General features: G+C 69.5%; 18 protein-coding genes and 1 riboswitch. Of the genes, 5 read left to right on the top strand and 13 right to left on the bottom strand.

Annotation, left to right across the window (positions count from 1 at the left end):
• Positions 1-114: 114 nt before the first annotated feature.
• The 5 genes from AC1RGU_RS17350 to AC1RGU_RS17370 are packed head-to-tail and all read right to left on the bottom strand — an operon-like array spanning position 115 to position 5,375.
• Positions 115-2,256 (bottom strand): TonB-dependent siderophore receptor, encoded by a 2,142-nt coding sequence (locus AC1RGU_RS17350; RefSeq protein ID WP_492696983.1) that lies wholly within the window; start codon positions 2,254-2,256, stop codon positions 115-117.
• Positions 2,253-3,212, bottom strand: coding sequence for a thiamine phosphate synthase (gene thiE, locus AC1RGU_RS17355; protein ID WP_492696984.1), 960 nt, complete (start codon positions 3,210-3,212; stop codon positions 2,253-2,255). Before thiE ends, AC1RGU_RS17350 begins: the two co-directional genes overlap by 4 nt.
• Positions 3,209-4,018: a thiazole synthase gene (locus tag AC1RGU_RS17360; protein WP_307693511.1), complete on the bottom strand. Its 810-nt coding sequence runs from the start codon at positions 4,016-4,018 to the stop codon at positions 3,209-3,211. Before AC1RGU_RS17360 ends, thiE begins: the two co-directional genes overlap by 4 nt.
• A gap of 38 nt (positions 4,019-4,056) precedes the next feature.
• Entirely contained in the window at positions 4,057-4,254 is a 198-nt protein-coding gene (gene thiS / locus AC1RGU_RS17365) for a sulfur carrier protein ThiS (protein WP_062472460.1), read from the bottom strand.
• Between the two features lie 14 nt (positions 4,255-4,268).
• Positions 4,269-5,375: an FAD-dependent oxidoreductase gene (locus AC1RGU_RS17370; RefSeq protein WP_492696986.1), complete on the bottom strand. Its 1,107-nt coding sequence runs from the start codon at positions 5,373-5,375 to the stop codon at positions 4,269-4,271.
• A 35-nt stretch (positions 5,376-5,410) separates the two neighbouring features.
• Here AC1RGU_RS17370 and thiD point away from each other — a divergent pair, with 35 nt between their 5' ends.
• Complete coding sequence (gene thiD / locus AC1RGU_RS17375; protein WP_159276711.1) at positions 5,411-6,259, top strand: bifunctional hydroxymethylpyrimidine kinase/phosphomethylpyrimidine kinase; 849 nt, start codon at positions 5,411-5,413, stop codon at positions 6,257-6,259.
• Here thiD and AC1RGU_RS17380 read toward each other — a convergent pair.
• Both AC1RGU_RS17380 and AC1RGU_RS17385 read right to left on the bottom strand, forming a co-directional pair.
• Positions 6,204-7,544, bottom strand: a complete 1,341-nt coding sequence (locus AC1RGU_RS17380; protein ID WP_492696988.1) for a purine-cytosine permease family protein — start codon at positions 7,542-7,544, stop codon at positions 6,204-6,206. The genes thiD and AC1RGU_RS17380 overlap by 56 nt on opposite strands.
• Positions 7,545-7,620: 76 nt before the next feature.
• A riboswitch (TPP riboswitch) is annotated at positions 7,621-7,725 on the bottom strand.
• A 110-nt stretch (positions 7,726-7,835) separates the two neighbouring features.
• Positions 7,836-8,291: a MarR family winged helix-turn-helix transcriptional regulator gene (locus tag AC1RGU_RS17385; RefSeq protein WP_062472473.1), complete on the bottom strand. Its 456-nt coding sequence runs from the start codon at positions 8,289-8,291 to the stop codon at positions 7,836-7,838.
• A gap of 137 nt (positions 8,292-8,428) precedes the next feature.
• Here AC1RGU_RS17385 and AC1RGU_RS17390 point away from each other — a divergent pair, with 137 nt between their 5' ends.
• Positions 8,429-9,205 carry an enoyl-CoA hydratase gene (locus AC1RGU_RS17390; protein ID WP_492696991.1) on the top strand — a complete coding sequence of 259 codons (777 nt, stop codon included), beginning with the start codon at positions 8,429-8,431 and terminating at the stop codon, positions 9,203-9,205.
• Between the two features lie 1,497 nt (positions 9,206-10,702).
• On the top strand, positions 10,703-11,263 hold the full coding sequence (locus AC1RGU_RS17395; RefSeq protein ID WP_492697101.1) for an adenylate/guanylate cyclase domain-containing protein: 561 nt from the start codon (positions 10,703-10,705) through the stop codon (positions 11,261-11,263).
• Here AC1RGU_RS17395 and AC1RGU_RS17400 read toward each other — a convergent pair.
• Genes AC1RGU_RS17400 through AC1RGU_RS17410 form a run of 3 tightly spaced genes read right to left on the bottom strand, consistent with a single transcriptional unit; the run spans position 11,237 to position 14,471 of the window.
• A complete protein-coding gene (locus tag AC1RGU_RS17400; RefSeq protein WP_492696993.1) occupies positions 11,237-12,211 on the bottom strand; it encodes a PDR/VanB family oxidoreductase in 975 nt (324 codons plus the stop codon). The genes AC1RGU_RS17395 and AC1RGU_RS17400 overlap by 27 nt on opposite strands.
• A 5-nt stretch (positions 12,212-12,216) precedes the next feature.
• Positions 12,217-13,443, bottom strand: a complete 1,227-nt coding sequence (locus AC1RGU_RS17405; protein ID WP_492696995.1) for a Rieske 2Fe-2S domain-containing protein — start codon at positions 13,441-13,443, stop codon at positions 12,217-12,219.
• Positions 13,440-14,471, bottom strand: coding sequence for a Bug family tripartite tricarboxylate transporter substrate binding protein (locus AC1RGU_RS17410; RefSeq protein ID WP_492696997.1), 1,032 nt, complete (start codon positions 14,469-14,471; stop codon positions 13,440-13,442). Before AC1RGU_RS17410 ends, AC1RGU_RS17405 begins: the two co-directional genes overlap by 4 nt.
• 84 nt (positions 14,472-14,555) lie before the next feature.
• Between AC1RGU_RS17410 and AC1RGU_RS17415 the strand changes: the two genes are divergently transcribed.
• Positions 14,556-15,473, top strand: a complete 918-nt coding sequence (locus AC1RGU_RS17415) for a LysR family transcriptional regulator (protein ID WP_369646872.1) — start codon at positions 14,556-14,558, stop codon at positions 15,471-15,473.
• Here AC1RGU_RS17415 and AC1RGU_RS17420 read toward each other — a convergent pair.
• Positions 15,457-16,197 carry a TetR/AcrR family transcriptional regulator gene (locus AC1RGU_RS17420; RefSeq protein ID WP_492696999.1) on the bottom strand — a complete coding sequence of 247 codons (741 nt, stop codon included), beginning with the start codon at positions 16,195-16,197 and terminating at the stop codon, positions 15,457-15,459. The genes AC1RGU_RS17415 and AC1RGU_RS17420 overlap by 17 nt on opposite strands.
• Positions 16,198-16,312: 115 nt before the next feature.
• On the opposite strand from AC1RGU_RS17420, the gene AC1RGU_RS17425 reads away from it, so the two are divergent.
• Entirely contained in the window at positions 16,313-17,614 is a 1,302-nt protein-coding gene (locus AC1RGU_RS17425; protein ID WP_492697001.1) for an aspartate aminotransferase family protein, read from the top strand.
• On the opposite strand, the gene AC1RGU_RS17430 is transcribed toward AC1RGU_RS17425, so the two are convergent.
• Together AC1RGU_RS17430 and fdxA are read right to left on the bottom strand one after the other, a co-directional pair.
• The gene (locus AC1RGU_RS17430) at positions 17,601-18,677 is read right to left on the bottom strand and encodes an NAD(P)/FAD-dependent oxidoreductase (RefSeq protein WP_492697003.1); all 1,077 of its coding nucleotides are present in this window, start codon (positions 18,675-18,677) and stop codon (positions 17,601-17,603) included. The two genes, AC1RGU_RS17425 and AC1RGU_RS17430, sit on opposite strands and share 14 nt — an antisense overlap.
• Positions 18,635-18,964, bottom strand: a complete 330-nt coding sequence (gene fdxA / locus AC1RGU_RS17435; RefSeq protein WP_062472491.1) for a ferredoxin FdxA — start codon at positions 18,962-18,964, stop codon at positions 18,635-18,637. The genes AC1RGU_RS17430 and fdxA overlap by 43 nt, the downstream gene beginning before the upstream one ends.
• Between the last annotated feature and the right edge of the window lie 22 nt (positions 18,965-18,986).

The raw sequence follows: 18,986 nt of genomic DNA on the forward strand, positions 1-18,986 counted from the left end.
CAAGCCTTAGATTATAGCGTGATTTTTGGGGCTTCCAAAACAACGCGGCGCCGGCGCAACGAATTCGTGGCAACGACGCCGCGATGACGAAGACGAAGCGCTCCATTCATGTCGTCACATCGCGATGCTCACGCCCAGGCGCAGCGTGCGCGGCGCGCCCGGGAACAGGTAGACGTGGCTGAACTGGTAGGGCGATTCCTTCCAGTAGCGGCGATCGAACAGGTTGTCGACGGCCAGCGTCCAGCTCGTGGCCATGCCGGCCAGCTTGGTGTCGTAGCGCAGCACCGCGTCCAGGCGCGTCCACGACGGCAGCCGGATCGAGCCGTCGGGCAGCACGTTGCGGCGGCCTTCGTACGACAGCTGTCCCGCGAGTTCGAGGCCCGGCACCGACGCGAAGCGGTAGCCGGCCTGTGCGCGCAGCACCTGCTTGGGCACGTTGGTGGGCGCCTGTCCGTTGAGTTCGGGCGCGGTCGTGCTGCCGCGCCGCTTGGCGTCGATGAGTGCCACGCTACCGCCCAAGCGCCACGGGCCGCCGGCCCATTGCGCGCCGGCTTCGAGGCCGCGATGCACCGCGCGACCATCGTTGCGCACCGTGCAGGACGCGCCGCACAGGTCGAGGTTGGTCATCGGGCGCGAGATGTCGAACCACGCGAGTTGCCAGTTGAACGCCGCGTCGCCGCCCTTCAGGCCGAGCTCCCACTGGCGCGATTGCAGCGCGGGCAGCGCCTCGCCCGCGTTCGCGTACTGCGAACTCTTGTTCGGCACGACCTGCGACTCGACGCCCTTGCCCCAGCTCGCATAGGCGAGCAGCCCGGGCTGGATCGTGTAGCTGGCCGCGATCCACGGCGTGGTGATGCTGTCGCTGTAGCTGGTGGGGCGCGAGCCGTCGGTGCGGATGCTGTCGCGCGACAGCCGCGTGTGCCGCGCGCCGATCCAGGTCGTGAAGCGGTCGTTCCAGCGGATCGCGTCCTGCACCGACAGCTCGGTCGAGCGCTCGTTGCGGTTGGTGTTCGCGTCGGTCAGGCGCGGGTCGGCCGGCGTCATCGCGGTGGCCCAGATGTTGCCGGTGCCGACGTAGTTGTAGGCCTGGTCCTGGAAGCGGTTGCGCACGCGGCTTTGCAGCAGGCCGAAGCCCAGCTCGTGGCGCACGCTGCCCGTCATCACGTTGCCCTTGAGGTTCAGGCTGCCCGCGGTCTGCGTGCGGCGCTCGTTCTCGCTGCGGAAGTCGTACACGTCGAAGGTGCCGTCGGAGCAGTAGCGGTCGTAGTTGCCTTCGGCGCCGCAACCGAAGGCGTAGGCCAGCCGGTCGTCGGTCTTCAGGCGCTGCTGGCCGATCTGCGCGCTCCAGCGCCAGTCGGCATTCAGTGCCTGGCTGAAGCGCACCGTGCCGGTCAGCGCCTTGAACACCGAGGGCTGCGACCACGGCTGGTTGTTGAGGTTGATGCGCGGATCGACCGGTCGGGGCAGCGTGTTGCCCAGCAGGCTGTAGCCGTTCTGGCTCGGCTGCTGCTTGTGGCTTTGCTCCACCTCGAACTCGAGCACCGAGTCGCGCGTGATGCGCCAGTCGGCCGCGAGCGAGAAGAGACGGCGGCTGCCGTCGAGGTTGTGCGTGAGCGGTTTGAGCTTTTCGCCGGCCACGTTGAGCCGGTAGCCGAACTGGCGGTTCTCGCCGAAGCGCCCGCCGAAGTCGAGCGCGCTGAGCACGCTGCCGCGGCTCGTGGTTTCGAGGCGGATGGTGCGCAGCTCCTGCTCGGTCGGGCGTTTGACGACGTAGTTGACGAGCCCGCCCGGCGCGCTGGTGCCGGCCTGGATGCCGCTGGTGCCGCGCAGGATCTCGATGCGCTCCTTGTTGTCCAGCGGGATCGCCGTCTCGGCGCTGATCGGCAGGCCTTCGCGACGGTAGTTGAAGCGGTTGTCGAGCACGAAGCCGCGCACCGTGAGGTAGTCCCAGTAGCCCGCGGAGTTGTAGGCGTCGGTGACCGAGGCGTCGAACTGCGTCAGGTCGGCGAGGCGGCGTGCGCCGCTGCTGCGCAGCTGCTGGCTGTCGATCACGGTGGCCGACAGCGGCAGCTCACGCAGCGGCACGTCGCCGAAGCCGCTGATCTCGGCCTGCGGCGCGGCGGCGCCGTCGTTCACGGTGACCTCGGGCAAGGCCTGCGACTGCGATTGCGCATGCGCGCCGCAAGCACCGAAAGTGAGAAGGGCGGCGGCAAGCGCGCGCGAAAGCGGGGAGTGCGAGAAAAGTCGAGCGTTCATTCTGTGCGTTCAGGGGAACCGGGGGCGGCGTGCATCGCCGTCATCCATTGCGCGGCCGTGGCCTCGGGGTCGTCGGCGGCGACCAGCGCGCGCACCACGGCGACCGAGCCGACGCCGGTGGCGAGCACCTCGGGCAGCCGCACGGCATCGACGCCGCCGATGCCCACCTGCGGGTAGCCGCGCAGCAGGCGCGCGTAAGCCGCGAGCCGCGCCACGCCCTGCGGCGCAGTTGCCATCTTCTTGAGCGTGGTTGGGTAGATGGCGCCCATCGCGATGTAGCTCGGGCTCACCGCATCGGCGCGCACCATCTCGGCGTAGCCATGGGTGCTCACGCCGAGCCGCAGGCCCGAGGCGCGCAGTTGCTGCAGTTCATCGGGCGACAGCGCGTCGAGGTCTTCCTGCCCGAGGTGGATGCCGTAGGCGCCCGCCGCGATGGCGACCTGCCAGTGGTCGTTGATGAACAGCAGCGCACCGGTGCCGCGCACGGCTTCGACGGCGGCCTGCACTTCGCGCGCGACGGCCTCGGCGTCGTCCGACTTGAAGCGCAGCTGCACCGTCGGCACGCCGGCGCGCGCCATGCGGCCGACCCATGCCGCATCGGGCAGCACGGCGTAAAGGCCGAGCCGTTCGGGGCAGGGCGGAAAGGCGTCGGCGCGCGCGGTGGGCGGAAACGGGCCCATGCCGAAGTCGACCGGCGCATCGGGCCATGCCGAGGCGTCGAACTGGCTGAGCCGTTCGGTCTGCGCACGCCACGCATGGGCGAGGCATTCGGCATCGATCTCGATGAAGCCGAGTGCGGTGCAGGCCTGCTTCGCGCCGCGGTAGATGGCGTCGTCCGACGAAAAGCGCGGCGCGCCGCTCACAGCCGTGGACGTTGCCGCGCCGAAGCGCAGGCCGTGGACCGCGACGATGGCTTGTGCCACGGCGCGGGCGTTGGAGGTGTCGATGGCGTTCATGGTGCGTGGTGCCAGAAGGGTGTGCCGAGCACGGGCGTGCTGGGCTGCGCGGCGTCCTGTGCGGCCATCGCACCGGCGCGGTAAGCAGCGCGGCCGGCCTGCACCGCATCGGCGAACGCGCCGGCCATGGCGACCGGCTCCTGTGCGAGCGCAACGGCGGTGTTGAGCAGCACGCCGTCGTAGCCCCACTCCATCACCTGGCACGCATGCGAGGGCAGGCCGAGGCCCGCGTCGACCAGCATCGGCACCTGCAGCCGCTCGCGCAGCAGGCGCAGCGCATACGGGTTGACCGGCCCGCGTCCGGTGCCGATGGGCGCGGCCCACGGCATCACGGCCTGGCAGCCGACATCGACGAGGCGCTGGCACAGCACGAGGTCTTCGGTGCAGTACGGCAGCACGTGAAAGCCGTCGCGGATCAGCTGCGACGCCGCATCGACGAGGTTCAGCGTGTCGGGCTGCAGCGTGTAGTCGTCGCCGATGAGCTCGAGCTTGATCCACGGCGTGTCGAACAGCTCGCGCGCCATCTGCGCGGTGGCGATCACTTCCTGCACGCTGTGGCAGCCGGCGGTGTTGGGCAGCACCGGCACGGCCAGCTTGCGCAGCAGCTCCCAAAAGCCGTTGCCGAGGTCGCTGTTGCCGGAGCCCTGGCTGGCGGTCTGGCGGCGCAGCGAGGCGGTCAGCATCGCGGGTTGGGCGCGCTGTACGGCGGCTTCGAGCACGTCGGGCGACGGGTAGCGCGCGGTGCCCAGCAGCAGGCGGCTGTGGAAGGTCTGGCCGTAGAGGACCAGGGGATCGGGATTGGTCATGGTTGTCGTCTCCATCGTCTTGTCTCTGGTGCGTTCGTTCAGCCGCCGGTCACCGGGCGGATCACCTCGACGCGGTCGTCGGCGTGCAGCGGGTGCGTGGCATAGGCCGAGCGCGGCACGAACTCGCGGTTCACCGCCACCGCGAAAGGCGGCACGGCCTGCAGCACGGCGAGCGCATCGGCGAGCAGCGCGCCCTCGGGCAGCGTGCAGGGCTTGTCGTTGATCAGGATGTTCATCGTCGATGTTGTGGTCATGCGTCGGGCACGTCCATGCCGAAGCCGCGTGCGAGCGTGGCGCGGCCGTGCGCCAGCAGTTCCATCGCCGCGTCGAGCAGGGCGGGCGCGATCATGAAACCGTGGCGGTACAGGCCGTTGATCTGCAGCACGCGCGGCTGCGGCTGGCGAATGGCGGGAAGGTTGTCGGGCAGCGTGGGCCGGCATTGCGTCGCGATCTCGACGATGCGCGCTTCGGCAAAACCGCTGTGCACCGCATAGGCCGCGCTCAGCAGCTCGAGCGTGGAGCGCACGCTGGCGGGCGACATGTCGTCCGACTCGATCTCGGTCGCGCCGATCACGAACAGGTGGTCGGGCTTGGGCGCGATGTACAGCGGGTAGCGCGGATGCACGAGGCGCGTGGGGCGTTGCAGCGTGACCTCGGGCGCATGCACCCGGATCACCTCGCCGCGCACGCCGCGCAGCGCATTCCATTGCGGCTTGGCACCGAGGCCGCGGCAGTCGATTACCCACTCGGGCTGGCCTGTCGTGCCGGGCGAAAAGTCGGAAGGCGCACGCGGCGACTGCCAGTGCAGCGTCACGCGCGCATCGGCTTCGAGCGTGGCGCGCAGCGACGCCAGCAGCGCACGGTTGTCGAGCTGGCCTTCGCCCGGCAGGTACAGGCCGCGCGCGAAGCGCGTGCCCAGCGAGGGCTCCAGCGCGGCGATGGCGGCGGGCGTGTCGAGCGCCTGCATCGGTGCCAGCTCGGGCACCTGCGCGCCGGTGCGCGCCAGCACGCCCGCGAGCCGCGTGGCTTCGGCGGCGTCCTGCCGGTGCCACAGCACCAGCGTGCCTTCGCGCTGGAAGAACACGGGCTGCGCCAGCGGCGCCAGCAGCTCGGGCCAGCGCGACAGCGCGTGCTGGCCCATGCGCACGACCGACACCGGCGCGACGGCCGATTCGGCCAGCGGCGCGAGCATGGCCGCAGCCACGCGCGCGGCCGCGCCTTCGGCCTCTGGGCTGCCGGCTTCGTACAGGTCGATCTTGCAGCCGGCCTGCGCGAGCGTGACCGCCATCAGGCGACCCATCAGGCCCGCGCCGAGGATCGCCGCCGAGCCGAAAGGCAGGGGATGCGGTGCGCTCATGCGGCGCCTCCGTCGGCTCGCCGATAATTTTCGACATGACCCAAGCACCCACCCAGCGCTACGCACGCGTGCTCTCCATCGCCGGCTCGGACAGCGGCGGCGGCGCCGGCATCCAGGCCGACCTCAAGACCTTCGCGGCGCTCGGCTGCTACGGCATGACGGCCATCACCGCGCTCACCGCGCAGAACACGGTGGGCGTCTCGGGCATCCATGGCGTGCCGCCCGACTTCCTGAAGGCGCAGATCCAGGCCGTGGTGGAAGACATCGGCGTCGACGCCGTCAAGCTCGGCATGCTGCACGCGCCCGAGGTGGTCGAGGTGGTGGCCTGGGCCATCGACCGCTACCAGCTGAAGAACGTGGTGCTCGACCCCGTGATGATCGCCACCAGCGGCGACCGCCTGATCGCGGCCGAGACCGTGCAGGTGCTGGTGCGCGAGCTGTTCCCGCGCGCCGTGGTGGTCACGCCCAACCTCGACGAAGCCGCCTTGCTGGTCGGCCACGCCATCGGCGGCATCGACGCGCTCGACGGCGCGGCCGACGAACTGCTCGCGCTCGGTGCCAAGGCCGTGCTGCTCAAGGGCGGCCACCTGCCGGGCGACGAAGTGGTCGACGTGCTGCTGGAGCGCAGCGGCGCGCGCAAGCGACTCGCGTCGCAACGCATTGCCAGCCGCAACCTGCACGGCACCGGCTGCACGCTCTCGTCGGCCATCGCCGCGCATCTGGCGCTGGGCCTGGCGCTGCCCGAGGCGGTCGAGCGCGCACGCGCGTACATCCTCGGCGCGATGCGCGCCGGTGCGGATGTGCAGGTGGGCGCGGGCCACGGTCCGCTCAACCACGGCTTTGCGCCAGTGCCGACCCACCGCTTGCCGCTGTCGGCCGGCTGAGCCAGGCCAGCACGAAGGTCGCCGCCAGCGTCGGCAACGCCGAGCCGAACTGCGGCGCCCACTTGGCGAGCGCGTGGTAGGCCGCGATGCCCGCGAGCCAGATCAGCGCCGCGCCCCAGTCGATGGTGCGCGTGCCGTTCGCCGACACGGCACTTCCGCTGCCCAGCCGTCCCAGGATCACGCCGTACAGCGGCACGAACACCGAACTCAGCAGCAGCAGGAAGGGTTCGAGCGTGTGCATCGGCAGCACCAGCGCCAGGCCGATGCACAGCACCGCCAGCAGCAGGCCCCAGCGCTTCACGCTCCAGCTTGGCAGCAGGCTGTGCGTGGACACCGAGCCCGAGTACACGTCGCCATAGGCGTTGTCGAGCTCGTCGATGAGGATCAGGCCCAGCGCCACCAGCCCGCCCTGGGCCAGCAGCAGCGCCGTGACGAGGCTGGTGCCCGGCTCGGCCACGCTCACCACCATCACGCCCAGCGCGTAGCACCAGATGTTGGCGAGCGCGTAGCCGATCCAGGTGCCGCTGAACGCGCTGCCCAGGCCGCCCCCGGCGCTGCGCTTGCCGTGGCGCGCGTAGTCGGCCACCAGCGGCAGCCACGACACCGGCATCGCAATGACCAGGTCGAGCGCGCTGAACATGCCCATGCTGCCGTCGCCGGGCCGGGCCCAGAAGGCGTCCAGGCCCTTGGCGTGCAGCCGCGTGGCGAACTGCCAGCTGAGCCACAGCAGCGACAGCACCACCAGCGGCAGGCCGAAGCGGCTCACGAAGCGGCGCACCAGCTTGACCATCGAACCCGCGAGCAGGGCCAGCAGCACCGCGCCCCACAGCAGCGTGGTCAGCACGCCGCCCCAGGCCGTGCCGAGCGCGGGGCCGAAGGCCTGCTGCCCGATGGCCTGCGTGCCCTCGCGCATGATCACGAGTTCGAAGGTGGTCCAGCCCACCAGCTGCACGATGTTGAGCAGAACCGGCAGCCGCGCGAAGGCGCTGCCGTAGGTGGCGTGCATCAGGCCGGCGCTGGCCAGCCCGGTTTCGCAGCCCAGCCGCGCGGTCCAGGCCAGCAGCCCGGCGCCGAGCAGCGAGCCCAGCACGATGGCTAGCGCCGCGTCGCGCGTGCCCACGGCCGGCACCAGGTAGGCGCCGATCTGCATCACCAGCAGCCCCACGCCGAGGCTGAACCACAGCGAGGCGTGGTCGTGCCAGCCGAAGACGCGCCGGGAGGCGGGCAGGGGCGTGAGCGCTTCGTTGCCGGACGAAGCGGAACTGTCGTTGTCGTTGTGTGCCATCCGTTTGCTCCAGTGCAAAAGGTTTGGCAGGTGGGCGAGGCTCCAGTGGCGTGGCCGTCACGCGAGACAACGCGACAGGCCACCGGACCAGCTTCCCTGCGCGAGGATTACCTCAGTCAGGTTCAAAGGGACTTTCTCAGCCACACCGGTCGAAACCGGTGCAGCACCCCTAGCGAAATGTCATTTTAGGCGCGTGTGTCGCGGACGCACCGAAAAGTTCCTGCGCACGGAAGAATCCGGCCACAGCGGGCCTTGCACTCGCCGCACCGATGGCGTGCCGGGACCGAGGGCCTATTCCTCGTGCTTTCCCGCGCCCTCGGCGGAAAAATTCTCGACCACCGATTCGAGCCACCGGCCGACGATTGCCATCTCTTCGTCGCTGAAACCCTGGGTCAGCCGTGCGTTCAACGCGCCGAGCCCGGCCTTTGCACGCTGTCCGGCAAGCCGTCCTTCCTCGGTCTGGTACAGGCGGAATGCGCGCCCGTCGTTCGGGTCTTGCGCGCGGGTCAGGTAGCCGGCCTTTTCGAGCCGGGCGGCAAGGCCGGACATGGCCGGGGCACCGATGTTCAGTGCCTGCGCGACTTCTCCCGTCAGGGCGCCATCGTTGGTCGACAGGAAAAACATCGTGCCGGCCTGGGCTGCCGACAGCGCGGGCAGGGCGTCGCCGCGGGTTTCTTTCCAGCGCTGCACCGCCCGCTGGGCGACGTTCAGAAGAAACACCAGCCTGTATTTTTTTTGAGCTTTCATCGGATTCCTGTGGCCTGAGCGAAGGCGCGGCAGGTTACATCTTATCCATTTTTTATTTCGCACACGAAGCATATACTTCGCGTGCGAATTAAATTCCATCCCTCTCGCACGGTGCGAGCGGGCAACCAGGAGAACCTATGACCGAACACGTGATCGTCGAATCCACCCGGAGTGTCCTGACCCTCACGCTGGCCAGGCCGGAGAAGATGAACGCTCTGACCAATGCGATGTATGGCCGCCTGGCCGATGCCATCGCAGGCGCCGAGAGCGACCCGTCCGTGCGGGCCATCGTGATTCGAGGCGAAGGCGGCATGTTCACCTCGGGCAACGACCTGGGCGAATTCGCTGCCGTGGCTGCCGGCAAGGCCGACAACGAAGAACGCCATGTCGCTCGCTTCCTGCGTGCACTGGCGAGTTCGACACGCCCGCTGATCGCGGCGGTCAACGGGCGCGCAGTCGGCGTGGGGACCACCTTGCTGTTGCACTGCGACTTCGTCGTGCTGGCTGAGGATGCGCTGCTGTCCACGCCGTTCGTCAATCTGGCGCTGGTCCCCGAGGCGGCGTCGAGCCTGCTGCTGCCGGCCCGCATCGGCCACGTTCGTGCCTACGAGATGTTTGCGCTGGGCCTGCCGGTGTCCGCTGCGCAGGCCTTGGCCTGGGGCATCGCGAACCGGGTCGTGCCTGTGTCGGACCTGCACGGCGAGGCGCAGAAGGTTGCCGAGCTGCTCGCCAGCCGTGCCGCGGGCTCGTTGAAGCTGACGAAGGGCCTGATGAAGCAGGGCGCGGCCGTTGCAGCCCAGATGGACCTCGAAGGCGCGCAGTTCGTGGAGCGCCTCCAGAGTCCCGAAGCGCGCGAAGCCTTCACGGCGTTCGCCGAGAAGCGGGCCCCTGACTTCTCAAAGACAGCGGCGTAGCGGCAAGCGGGCCGGTCGTCGTCCAGATGTCGGCCGACCCGTGATGCGCCGGTCCGCGGGCCCCCGGGCCCGGGTGAGAATCTCCGCCACGAGGGCGCCTTCGAATGCCCTGGAGGCTCCCCGCACATGACAGACGACCGCAAGCACCCGGAACCACCGGCCTCATCGCCCGCACCCCACGCGCGGCTGAGGCGCTTCCGCGTCGACGTCGGCACCATCATCTGCGCGGTCGCGCTGCTGCAGTCGCTGCTGCTGGTGGCCTTCGGCTATTGGGGGGCGGAGAAGCTGGTGTCGAAGGTGGGCGAGTCGGCGCACAAGGTCAACCACGACCGGGTCGAGGACAACATCCTCGCCTTCCTGGCCAAGACCGAGGGCCTGGTGCGCGCGATCGCCCACACGCCCGACTTGCACCCGGCGGGCCACGACGGCGAGCAGACCGCCGAGCTGCTCTGGGCCGCGCTGGAACAGACACCCGAAATCGACAGCATCGGCGTGGGCAGCGACGACGGCCATTTCTTGATGGCCATGCGCCACCCCGCGCCGGTGGTGCGGCAGGTGCTGCGCGAGAAAGACTTCAGCACCGAGACCTGGGAGTACAAGTCGCCGCCCGACAGCGACGACGACGAAGACCCGCGGCGGCGCTACGAGACGACGCGCATTGAGGCCTTCCGCAGCGAGGACGACCCGGTGCACCAAGACTGGTTCACGCAGGCCGAGAAGGCGCAGCGCGCCGTGTGGACCGCGCCCTTCGTGCTGCCCTCGATGAAGGAGCTGGGCGTGAGCCACGCGCGGCCGAGCCGGCGGCAGGACGAGGAGGGCGTCACGCAGACGATGGTGGCGGTCGCCAGCGTGTCGCTGGGGCATCTCTCCAACCTCGTGCGCCTGTTCGGCGGCACGGGCCACGGCCACAGCGCGCTGTTGAGTGCCGACCACCACGTGATCGCGCGCAGCGACCACCCGCATTCCGTGCGCGTGCTCGAAGACCCGGACGAGGGCGTGCTCGGTGCGCTGCACACCCACATGCTGGCCAACGGCAGCCGCGGCTGGACCGAGGACATGGCCTTTGCGCTCGTGCACGAGGGCATGCACTACCAGGTGCAGACCTCGCGCATTCCCGCCACCGACTGGCATCTGGTGAGCTGGGAGCCCGAAGAGGCGCTGCTGGGTGCGCTGCATCGCAACGTGCTGTGGTCGCTGCTGCTGGTGCTGGCGTTCCTGGCGATCGCGCTCTTCATTTCGCTGCGCCTGTCGAAGCTGGTGACTGCGCCCATCGAAAGTCTCTCGCGCACGGCGCGGCGCATCGGGCGGCTCGAGCTCGACGACCTGCCGCGCGAGTCGAGCCGCGTGCTCGAGATCCAGCACCTGAACCAGGCGCTGGACGAATCCGCGCGCAGCCTGCAGGCCTTTCGCAAGTTCGTGCCGGTGGACGTGATCCGCCAGCTCATCGCCGAAGGGCACGCCCTCGAACCCAACGGGTCACCGCGCCGGGTCACCGCGATGTTCACCGACGTGGAGGGCTTCACGGCCATCGCGGAATCGATGCCGGCCGACGTGCTGATGCGGCAGCTGACCGACTACTTCAACCTCGCCACCCGCGTGTTCGCGCGCCACGGCGGCGTGATCGACAAGTTCATGGGCGACGGCATCATGGTGCTGTGGGGCGCGCCCACCGACCTGCCCGACGCGGAGTACCGCGCCTGCGTGGCGTCGCTCGAACTGCACGCCGAGATGACCGAGCTCAACCGCCGCTGGCAGGCCGAGGGCCTGCAGCCCTTTCGCACGCGCATCGGCATGCACACCGGCATCGTGATCGCCGGGGTGCTCGGCTCGAGCGACCGGCTGTCGTACACGGCGCTCGGCGACGTGATCAATGCGGCCAGCCGCATCGAGGGCACCAACAAGCAACTGGGCACGCGCACGCTGATGTCCGAGGCGACCCTCGAAGGGCTGGGCGGGCGCCTGGCCACGCGGCGCATCGAGGAGCAGATCGAGCTGCGAGGGCGGCAGACGCGGATGGTGCTCTACGAGCTGCTAGAGGTCGAGCACCAGCCTCGGTGAGCGGGCCCGCGAACAGCAGGGCAGGAAGCAGTCGTTGGCCGCCTGCTCGGCGGGTGTCAGATAGAGGTCGTGGTGCGCGACCTCGCCTGCGAGCACACGCGTGAGACAGGTGCCGCAGACGCCTTGCGCACACGAGATCGGAATCTCGATGCCCTCGGCGGCGAGCGCGTCCAGTACCGTCATCGTCGCGGGGATACGGACGACGCGGCGCGAGCGGTGCAGTTCGACCTCGAAGCTGCCTTGTCCATCGGCCGGCGGTGCGGCGCCCGAGAACGATTCGAAGTGCACCTGCGCGTCCGTCCAATGCAGGGCACGTGCGGTCGTGCGCACGGCCTCGAGGAAGCCCGAGGGGCCGCAGACATAGACGTGCCGGCCCGGCGCCGGACGGCCGAGGGTGGCGGCGAGGTTGATGTGCTGCGCGGGCGGGCCGTCGTCGTAGTGGAAGAACACCTTGTGCGCGAACGCGCGGTCTTCGAGCCGGCGCCGGTAGGGCGTACGCGCCGCCGAGCGGCTGCAGCAATGCAGCGCGAAGTCGGCCCCCAGCGCGGCCAGCCGCTGCGCCATCGACAGCAGTGGCGTCACGCCGATGCCGCCGGCCAGCAGCAGGCTGTGCGTTGCGCTTTCGTCGAGCGCAAAGAGGTTGCGTGGCGGGCCGATCTGCAACACCGAGCCTTCATGGACGATGTCATGCATGGCCCGCGAGCCGCCGCGCGAGGCGGCGTCGCGCAACACGCCAATCTCGTAGTGCCCCTCGTCGCCAGGGGCCGATGCGTTGCACAGCGAATACTGGCGCACGAGCCCGCCGGGCAGTGCGACGTCGATGTGCGCGCCCGGCGTGAACGCCGGCAAGCGCTCGCCGTCGACGGGTACCAGCCTGAAGCCGGCCACGCCTTCGGCCTCGACCGTCTTGCGCGCCACCCGCACCGCGATGCTTGCGCCGGTCGACACGCCATTCATTCCTTGGGCATGAGGAAGTTGCCGGCCTCGAATTGCACGGGCGGCGCCGCGGGGTCGAAGCTCACGCCGGCCGGGTCGCGGCCTTCGCGCAGCGCGTCGAGCTGGCGTTGCAGCAGCCGGCGCAGCATCACGATGCCGCGGTCGGACGAGGCCAGGTGCTCTTCCGAATGCGCCGTGATGGCGCCCTGGCTCACCTGCGCCTCGTAGTCGCCGGGGAAGGCGCGGTGTTCGGCCTCGCTCAGCTCTTCCCACAGCTTGCCGTTCAGGCGCGAGCGCACGCGGGCGAGATCGCCCGGGGTTTTCACCCGGCCGACGGTGTAGATGCGAAAGCTGTTGTCGTCGATCGGCAGCACCCAGCCGATCGACTCGACGCGCCCGTAGGCCGCCACGCGCGGGTTGGGCACCACGCGCAGCGTCGGCAGCACGGGGCCGGCCACGCGGCGGAAGGTGCTGCCGTCTTCGAGCGTGCGGATCGAGGTGATCGTCACGCCGGTCTCGGTGCTCTCGAAGCTCACGTCGGGCATCTGACCCATGAGCGCCACGAACTGCGTGCCGCTGAAGCTGCCGTGCAGCACGGGCACGTGAAACGGGTCGGCCACGTTTTCGTAGTGCTGCAGCCAGTTGCAGGGAATGACCTGCGGCCCGCCACCGCCGATGCTGTTGCCGTCGGCTTCCAGGGTCTCGCCGTCGTCCATGGTTTCGAGGCAGTCGTAGCGTGGCAGCACGGGCTTCTTGTCGGCCGGGCCGAGGTAGGCCCAGACCAGGCCGTACTGCTCCTGCACCGGGTACCAGGGCTGGCGCACGCGGCCGCGGCTGCGCGCGCCGCCATCGGGTTCGCAGGGCTGGTCGACGCAGTGGCCCTGCACGTCGAACATCCAGCCGTGGTAGCAGCAGCGGATGCCTTCTTCTTCCACGCGCCCGTAGTAGAGCGACGCTCCGCGGTGCGCGCAGCGCCAGTGCACAAGGCCCGCGCGGCCTTTCTTGTCGCGGAACAGGATGAGGTCTTCGCCCAGCACGCGCACCTGGCGCGGCGTGTCGGTGGCGTCGGCGGCCAGGCCGATGGGGTGCCAGTAGCGGCGCAGCAGCTCGCCCATGGGCGTGCCGGCGCCGACCTCGGTCAGCTCGGGCTTGTGGCTCGGCGCCTTGCGGCCGTAGGCGGTACCGGTGTCGAAGGCGATGGGTTGCCACTCGGACGTGGCGGAGGGCGGGACGACTGCGCTCATTCGGGGGTGACTCCTGCGGCCTTGATCAGGTCCGCCACGCGGGGAAAGTCGGCCTTGTAGCCGGCACGGAATTCGGCGGGCGTGCTGCCCAGCGGCTCGAAGCCGTAGCCGGCCAGCCGCTCCTGGATGTCGGGCAGCTTGGTGATCTCGCGCAGCGCGAGCGACCATTCGTCGAGCACGGGCTGCGGCGTGCGCGCGGGCGCATACACGCCGATCCAGCTGTCGAGGTCGAAGCCTGCGAAGCCCTGTTCGGTGAAGGTCGGCACGTTGGGCATCGAGCGCACGCGCTGGCGGCCCGTGATGCCCAGCACCTTGATGCGCCCGGCCTGTGCGAGGCCGCGTGCGGTCGCGGGGTTGGCCCAGGCCACGCCCAGCGCTTCGCCGAACATGTCGTTGTGCGCGGCGGCCTCGGCCTTGTAGGGCACGTGCACGAGGTCGATGTGGTTCTGGCGCGCCAGCAGTTCGCCGAACAGGTGCGCGTTGGAGCCGTTACCCCAGGTGCCGTACGAAACGCCGGGATGCGCCTTGGCGTAGGCCACGAACTCGCGCACGGTGGAGAAGGGCGCCGAGGCGCGGGCGATGAGCATCGGGCCGCCCGTGGCCAGCTGCGACAGCGGCTCGAAGTCTTTCACCGGGTCATAAGGCAGCTTGGGCTGCAGCACCACGTTGTTGATGTGCGTGAGCGGCAGCGTGAGCAGCACCGTGTAGCCGTCGGGCGCCGCCTTGGCGACGGCGTCGGCGGCGATGGTGCCACTGGCGCCAGGCCGGGCCTCGACGATCACCGGCTGGTTCCAGCGCGCCTTGAGCTTCTCGGCGTAGACGCGGGCGATGGCGTCCATTGGTCCGCCGGGCGAGCCGAAGGGCACGATGCGCACCACGCGGTTCGGAAAGGGCGCAGGTTGTGCGAAGGCCGGGCCTGCGGCGAGGGCCGCGAAGCCGGCACCGAGCACACCGAGTGCATGGCGGCGCGTGGTGCACGTCTTGTTCGCCGCGTGTGCCTCGGGCGGCGAGGGTCTGAACCGATTCATCGTGTCTCCAGTCGTGTTGTACTTGTGCGCTGGACGATACGGACAGCCTGCCCCGTGGGCAATTCGAAGCTTTGAATATGAGATATGGCCCAACGTGATATCCGCAGCCTCGACGTCGGCATGCTGCGGACCTTCGATGCCCTGATGCGCGAACGCAGCGTGTCGCGTGCGGCGACCCGGCTCTTCCTGAGCCAGCCGGCGGTGAGTGCCTCGCTCAACCGGCTGCGCGACACCTTCGGCGATCCGCTGTTCACGCGCACGGCGCACGGCGTGGAGCCCACGGCGCGCGCCCATGCGCTGGCCGGCCAGGTCGAGCGCGTGCTGGCCGACCTGTCCGCGATGCTGGAGCCCGGCGAGGGCTTCGAGCCGGCGTCGTCGCAGCGCATCTTTCGCATCTCGGGCAGCGACTACGCGAGCCACCTGCTGCTGCCGACGCTCGCCAACGAACTCGTGGCCTGCGGCTCGCGCATCCGCCTGCACTGGGAGACCAGCTCGTTCCTCACGCTCACCGAGCGCCTGCGCAAGGGCGACTTCGACGTGGCCGTGCTGCCGCGCCTGCAGCCGCCGAGCGATTGCGAATCGGCGCTGCTGTACGAGGACCGCTACGTGGTCGCGGTGCGGCGCGGCCATCCGACGCTCGGCGAGGCGGCCACGCTCGATGCCTTCTGCGAAGCACCGCACGTGTTCCTGGGCTACGGCAGTTCGGCGCTGGACGACCTCATCGATCAGGTGCTGGCGCGGCAAGGGCGCACGCGCAGCATGCGCGTGGCGATGACCAGCTTCGGCCAGATCGTCGACCTGCTGGCGCAGACCGACCATGTGGCCGTGCTGCCGCTGCGCGTGGCCGAGCGCTTTCGCGATCGCCTCGCGGTGCACCCGCTGCCCTTCGAGCTGCCGGGCTACCGCTCGGTCGTCTGCTGGAACCGCCGCTCGAATTCCGACGCGGGCGTGCTGTGGCTGAAGGACGCGCTGCTGCGCATCGCGCTCACTGCGCCGGCTTGAGCCTGCGCGCGAAAGCCTCCAACCCGTCGATCGTGATCTGGATGTGCCGCTCGAAACTGCTGTCGAGCGGCACGGTGGTGCCGTTGTCCCAGCGCAGGATGAAGGCCTTGTTGGCCAGCTGCGGCAGGTGGCGCGAAAGCACGGGATGGTCGAGCGGGCGGATCGTGTGGACGCGCTCGCGCAGCTCTTCGGCCCAGGCCTGCGTGTTGTCGGCGGGCAGGGGCGAGAACTCCATCGTCAAAAAGCCCAGCATCGCGGCGATCACGCAGTTGTAGGCCTCGCGCAGCGGCTCGCCGTCGAAGCCGGCCTCGGTCAGCGCCGCCAGCACGCCTTCGACCAGCTCGGTCGGCAGGCTGCCGTTCGACACCAGCTGCGCCCCGAGCAGCTGCGCCACGTTCGGGTGCTGCCGCACCGCGGCGCGGCAGCGGTGGAACAGCTCGGCGATCCAGTCCTGCCAGGCGAGCGTGCCCTTGGGCGGTGTGACCTGCGCCATGACCGTGGCGGCGACTTCGGCCAGCAGGGCCTCGCGCGTGCTGACATGCCAGTGCACCGTGGCCGGGTACACGCCGAGTTGCGCCGCGATCTCTCGCATGCTGAAGGCGCCGAGGCCGAAGGCGTCGATGTGCGCCAGCGCGGCTTCGGCGATGCGCTGCTTCGACAACGCCGCACCGCCGGCGGGGCGGCCGGCCGTTCGGGGGCGAGGCTCGGGGGCTTTTTTCTTCATGGATGGGGCCATTGTGCAGCGGGTGAATTGATTGTATAAATATTATTAATTGAGCATTGATCAATTAAACGGGCCGAGCGCTCTCGGCACGTTCCACTCTCAAAGGATGTCTCCCATGACGACCGCCATCGATCAGGCCCTGGCCGAGGCCCATCAACGTTTCACCGACGGCAACCCCGAAAGCCTGCGCCGCTTCGAGGCACAGACGCGCTACATGCCCGGCGCCAACAGCCGATCGGTGCTGTTCTATGCACCGTTCCCGCTCACCATCGCCAAGGGCGAGGGTGCGACGCTCTGGGACGCGGACGGCCACCGCTACACCGATTTCATCGCCGAGTACACGGCCGGCGTCTACGGCCATTCGGCACCCGAGATTCGCGAGGCGGTCATCGAGGCGATGCAGGGCGGCATCAACCTCACGGGCCACAACCTGCTCGAAGGCCGGCTCGCACAGACGATCTGCGAGCGCTTTCCGCAGGTCGAGCAGCTGCGCTTCACCAACTCGGGCACCGAGGCGAACCTGATGGCGCTCACGGCCGCGCTGCGCTTCACGGGGCGGCGCAAGATCGTCGTGTTCTCGGGCGGGTACCACGGCGGCGTGCTCGGTTTCGGCGACCAGCCATCGCCGACGACCGTGCCTTTCGACTTCCTCGTGCTGCCCTACAACGACGCGGACACGGCGCGCGCGCAGATCGATGCGCACGGCGCGGACATCGCTGCCATCCTGGTCGAGCCGATGCAGGGCGCGAGCGGCTGCATTCCGGGCGGGCGCGACTTCCTGCAGGCGCTGCGTGATGGGGCTACGCGGGTCGGTGCGCTGCTGGTCTTCGACGAGGTGATGACTTCGCGGCTGGGGCTGCACGGGCTGGCGAACGGGCTGGGCATTCGCTCTGACCTCACGACGCTGGGCAAGTACATCGGCGGCGGCATGTCGTTTGGCGCCTTCGGTGGGCGCTCTGACGTGATGGCGCAGTTCGACCCGCGCACCGGGGCGCTTGCGCACTCGGGCACCTTCAACAACAACGTGATGACGATGGCGGCCGGCTATGCGGGCCTCACGCAGCTGTTCACGCCCGAGGCGGCAGCAGCATTGGCCGAGCGCGGCGAGGCGATGCGGTCACGGCTCAATGCGCTGTGCGAACGCGAAGGCGTCGCGATGCAGTTCACCGGCGTGGGCTCGCTCATGAATGCGCATTTCCTGCGGGGCGAGGTGCGGCGGGTGGCCGACCTGGCGGCGGTGGATGGGCGCTTGCGGCAGCTGCTGTTCTTCCACCTGCTGAGTGAGGGGATCTACACCTCGCCGCGTGGATTCGTCGTGCTCTCGCTGCCGTTGTCGGCGCAGGATATCGACCGCTACGTCGCCGCCGTGGGCAGCTTCATCGAGGCCTACCGGCCGCTGCTGCTCAGCGCGGGGTAGTGCCCGCCACGCCCAGCAGCTCGTGCAGGCGCGTGCTGGTGGTCGTGTACTGCAGCGGGATCGCCTTGCCCGGAAACACCCGCGCGGCAGCGCCCCAGGCGGCCAGCGTGGCCTCGTGGAAGCCGCAGACGATGAGCTTCTTCTTGCCCGGGTAGGTGTTGATGTCGCCCACCGCGAACACGCCGGGCTCGCGGGTTTCGTACTTCTCGGTGTCGACGGGCACCTGCTTGCGCTCCAGCTCGAGGCCCCAGTCGGCGATGGGGCCCAGGCGCGGCGAAATGCCCAGGCAGGCGACCAGCGCGTCGAGCGGCAGGTCGACCGTGGTGGCGTCGGGCGTGGTGATCTGCAGTTGCTTGCCGTCGAAGGCGCTCGGCTGGCCGACCCGGAAGGCCAGCTTGCCGTCGGCCACGAGGGCGCGCATGGCGGCCACGTTCGCTTCGTCGGCCTGGAAGCCGTCGCGGCGGTGGACCAGCGTCACCTGCTTGGCCAGGGTCGTGAGGGCAATGGCCGTTTCCAGCGCGATGTCGTCGCCACCGTTGACCACGACCGTCTGGCCGGCGAAGCGGTCGAGCGAATCGGGGTGATAAAACAGCGTCGAGCCTTCGAACTGCCCGATGCCGTCGACCGCGATGCGCTTGGGCACGAAGGCGCCCACGCCGCCCGCGATGAACACGGTCTTCGCGAGGAAGGCCGTGCCAGCCGAGGTGGTCAGCAAGAGCCGGTCGTCGGTCTGGCGGGCCAGCGTAGAAACCTGCTCGCCGAAGTGGAATTGCGGCTTGAACGGCGCCACCTGCTGCAGCAGCGACTGCGCCAGATCGCGCCCGCTGGTGACCGGGGTGCCGGGAATGTCGTAGATCGGCTTGTGGCCGTACAACGCCACGCACTGGCCGCCCGCGGCGGGCAGCGCATCGACGATGTGGCAGGAAATCTCGAGCAGGCCCAGCTGGAAGGCCTGGAACAGGCCGACCGGACCGGCGCCGATGATCAGCGCGTCGGTCTCGATCGGTGCGGGCGCCTGGCTCAGCGCACCAGCTCCGAGATCTTGCCGGTCTTGTCCTTCCACTCTTCAGCTTCGGGCAGGGCGGGCTTGCGCTTGGTGATGCTCTTCCAGCCGTCGGCCAGGGCCAGCTCGGCGTTCAGCTTGATGAAGGCGATCTGGTCGGCCGGCAGGTCTTCCTCGGCGTAGATCGCATTGACCGGACATTCGGGGATGCAGACGGCGCAGTCGATGCATTCATCCGGGTCGATCACCAGCATGTTGGGACCTTCGCGGAAACAGTCGACGGGGCAAACGTCCACGCAGTCGGTGTATTTGCAACGGATGCAGGCTTCGGAGACGACGTGGGTCATTTGTCTTTTAGCGTCAGGAGAA

It is taken from the genome of Variovorax sp. GW823-FHT02B07, assembly GCF_058797695.1.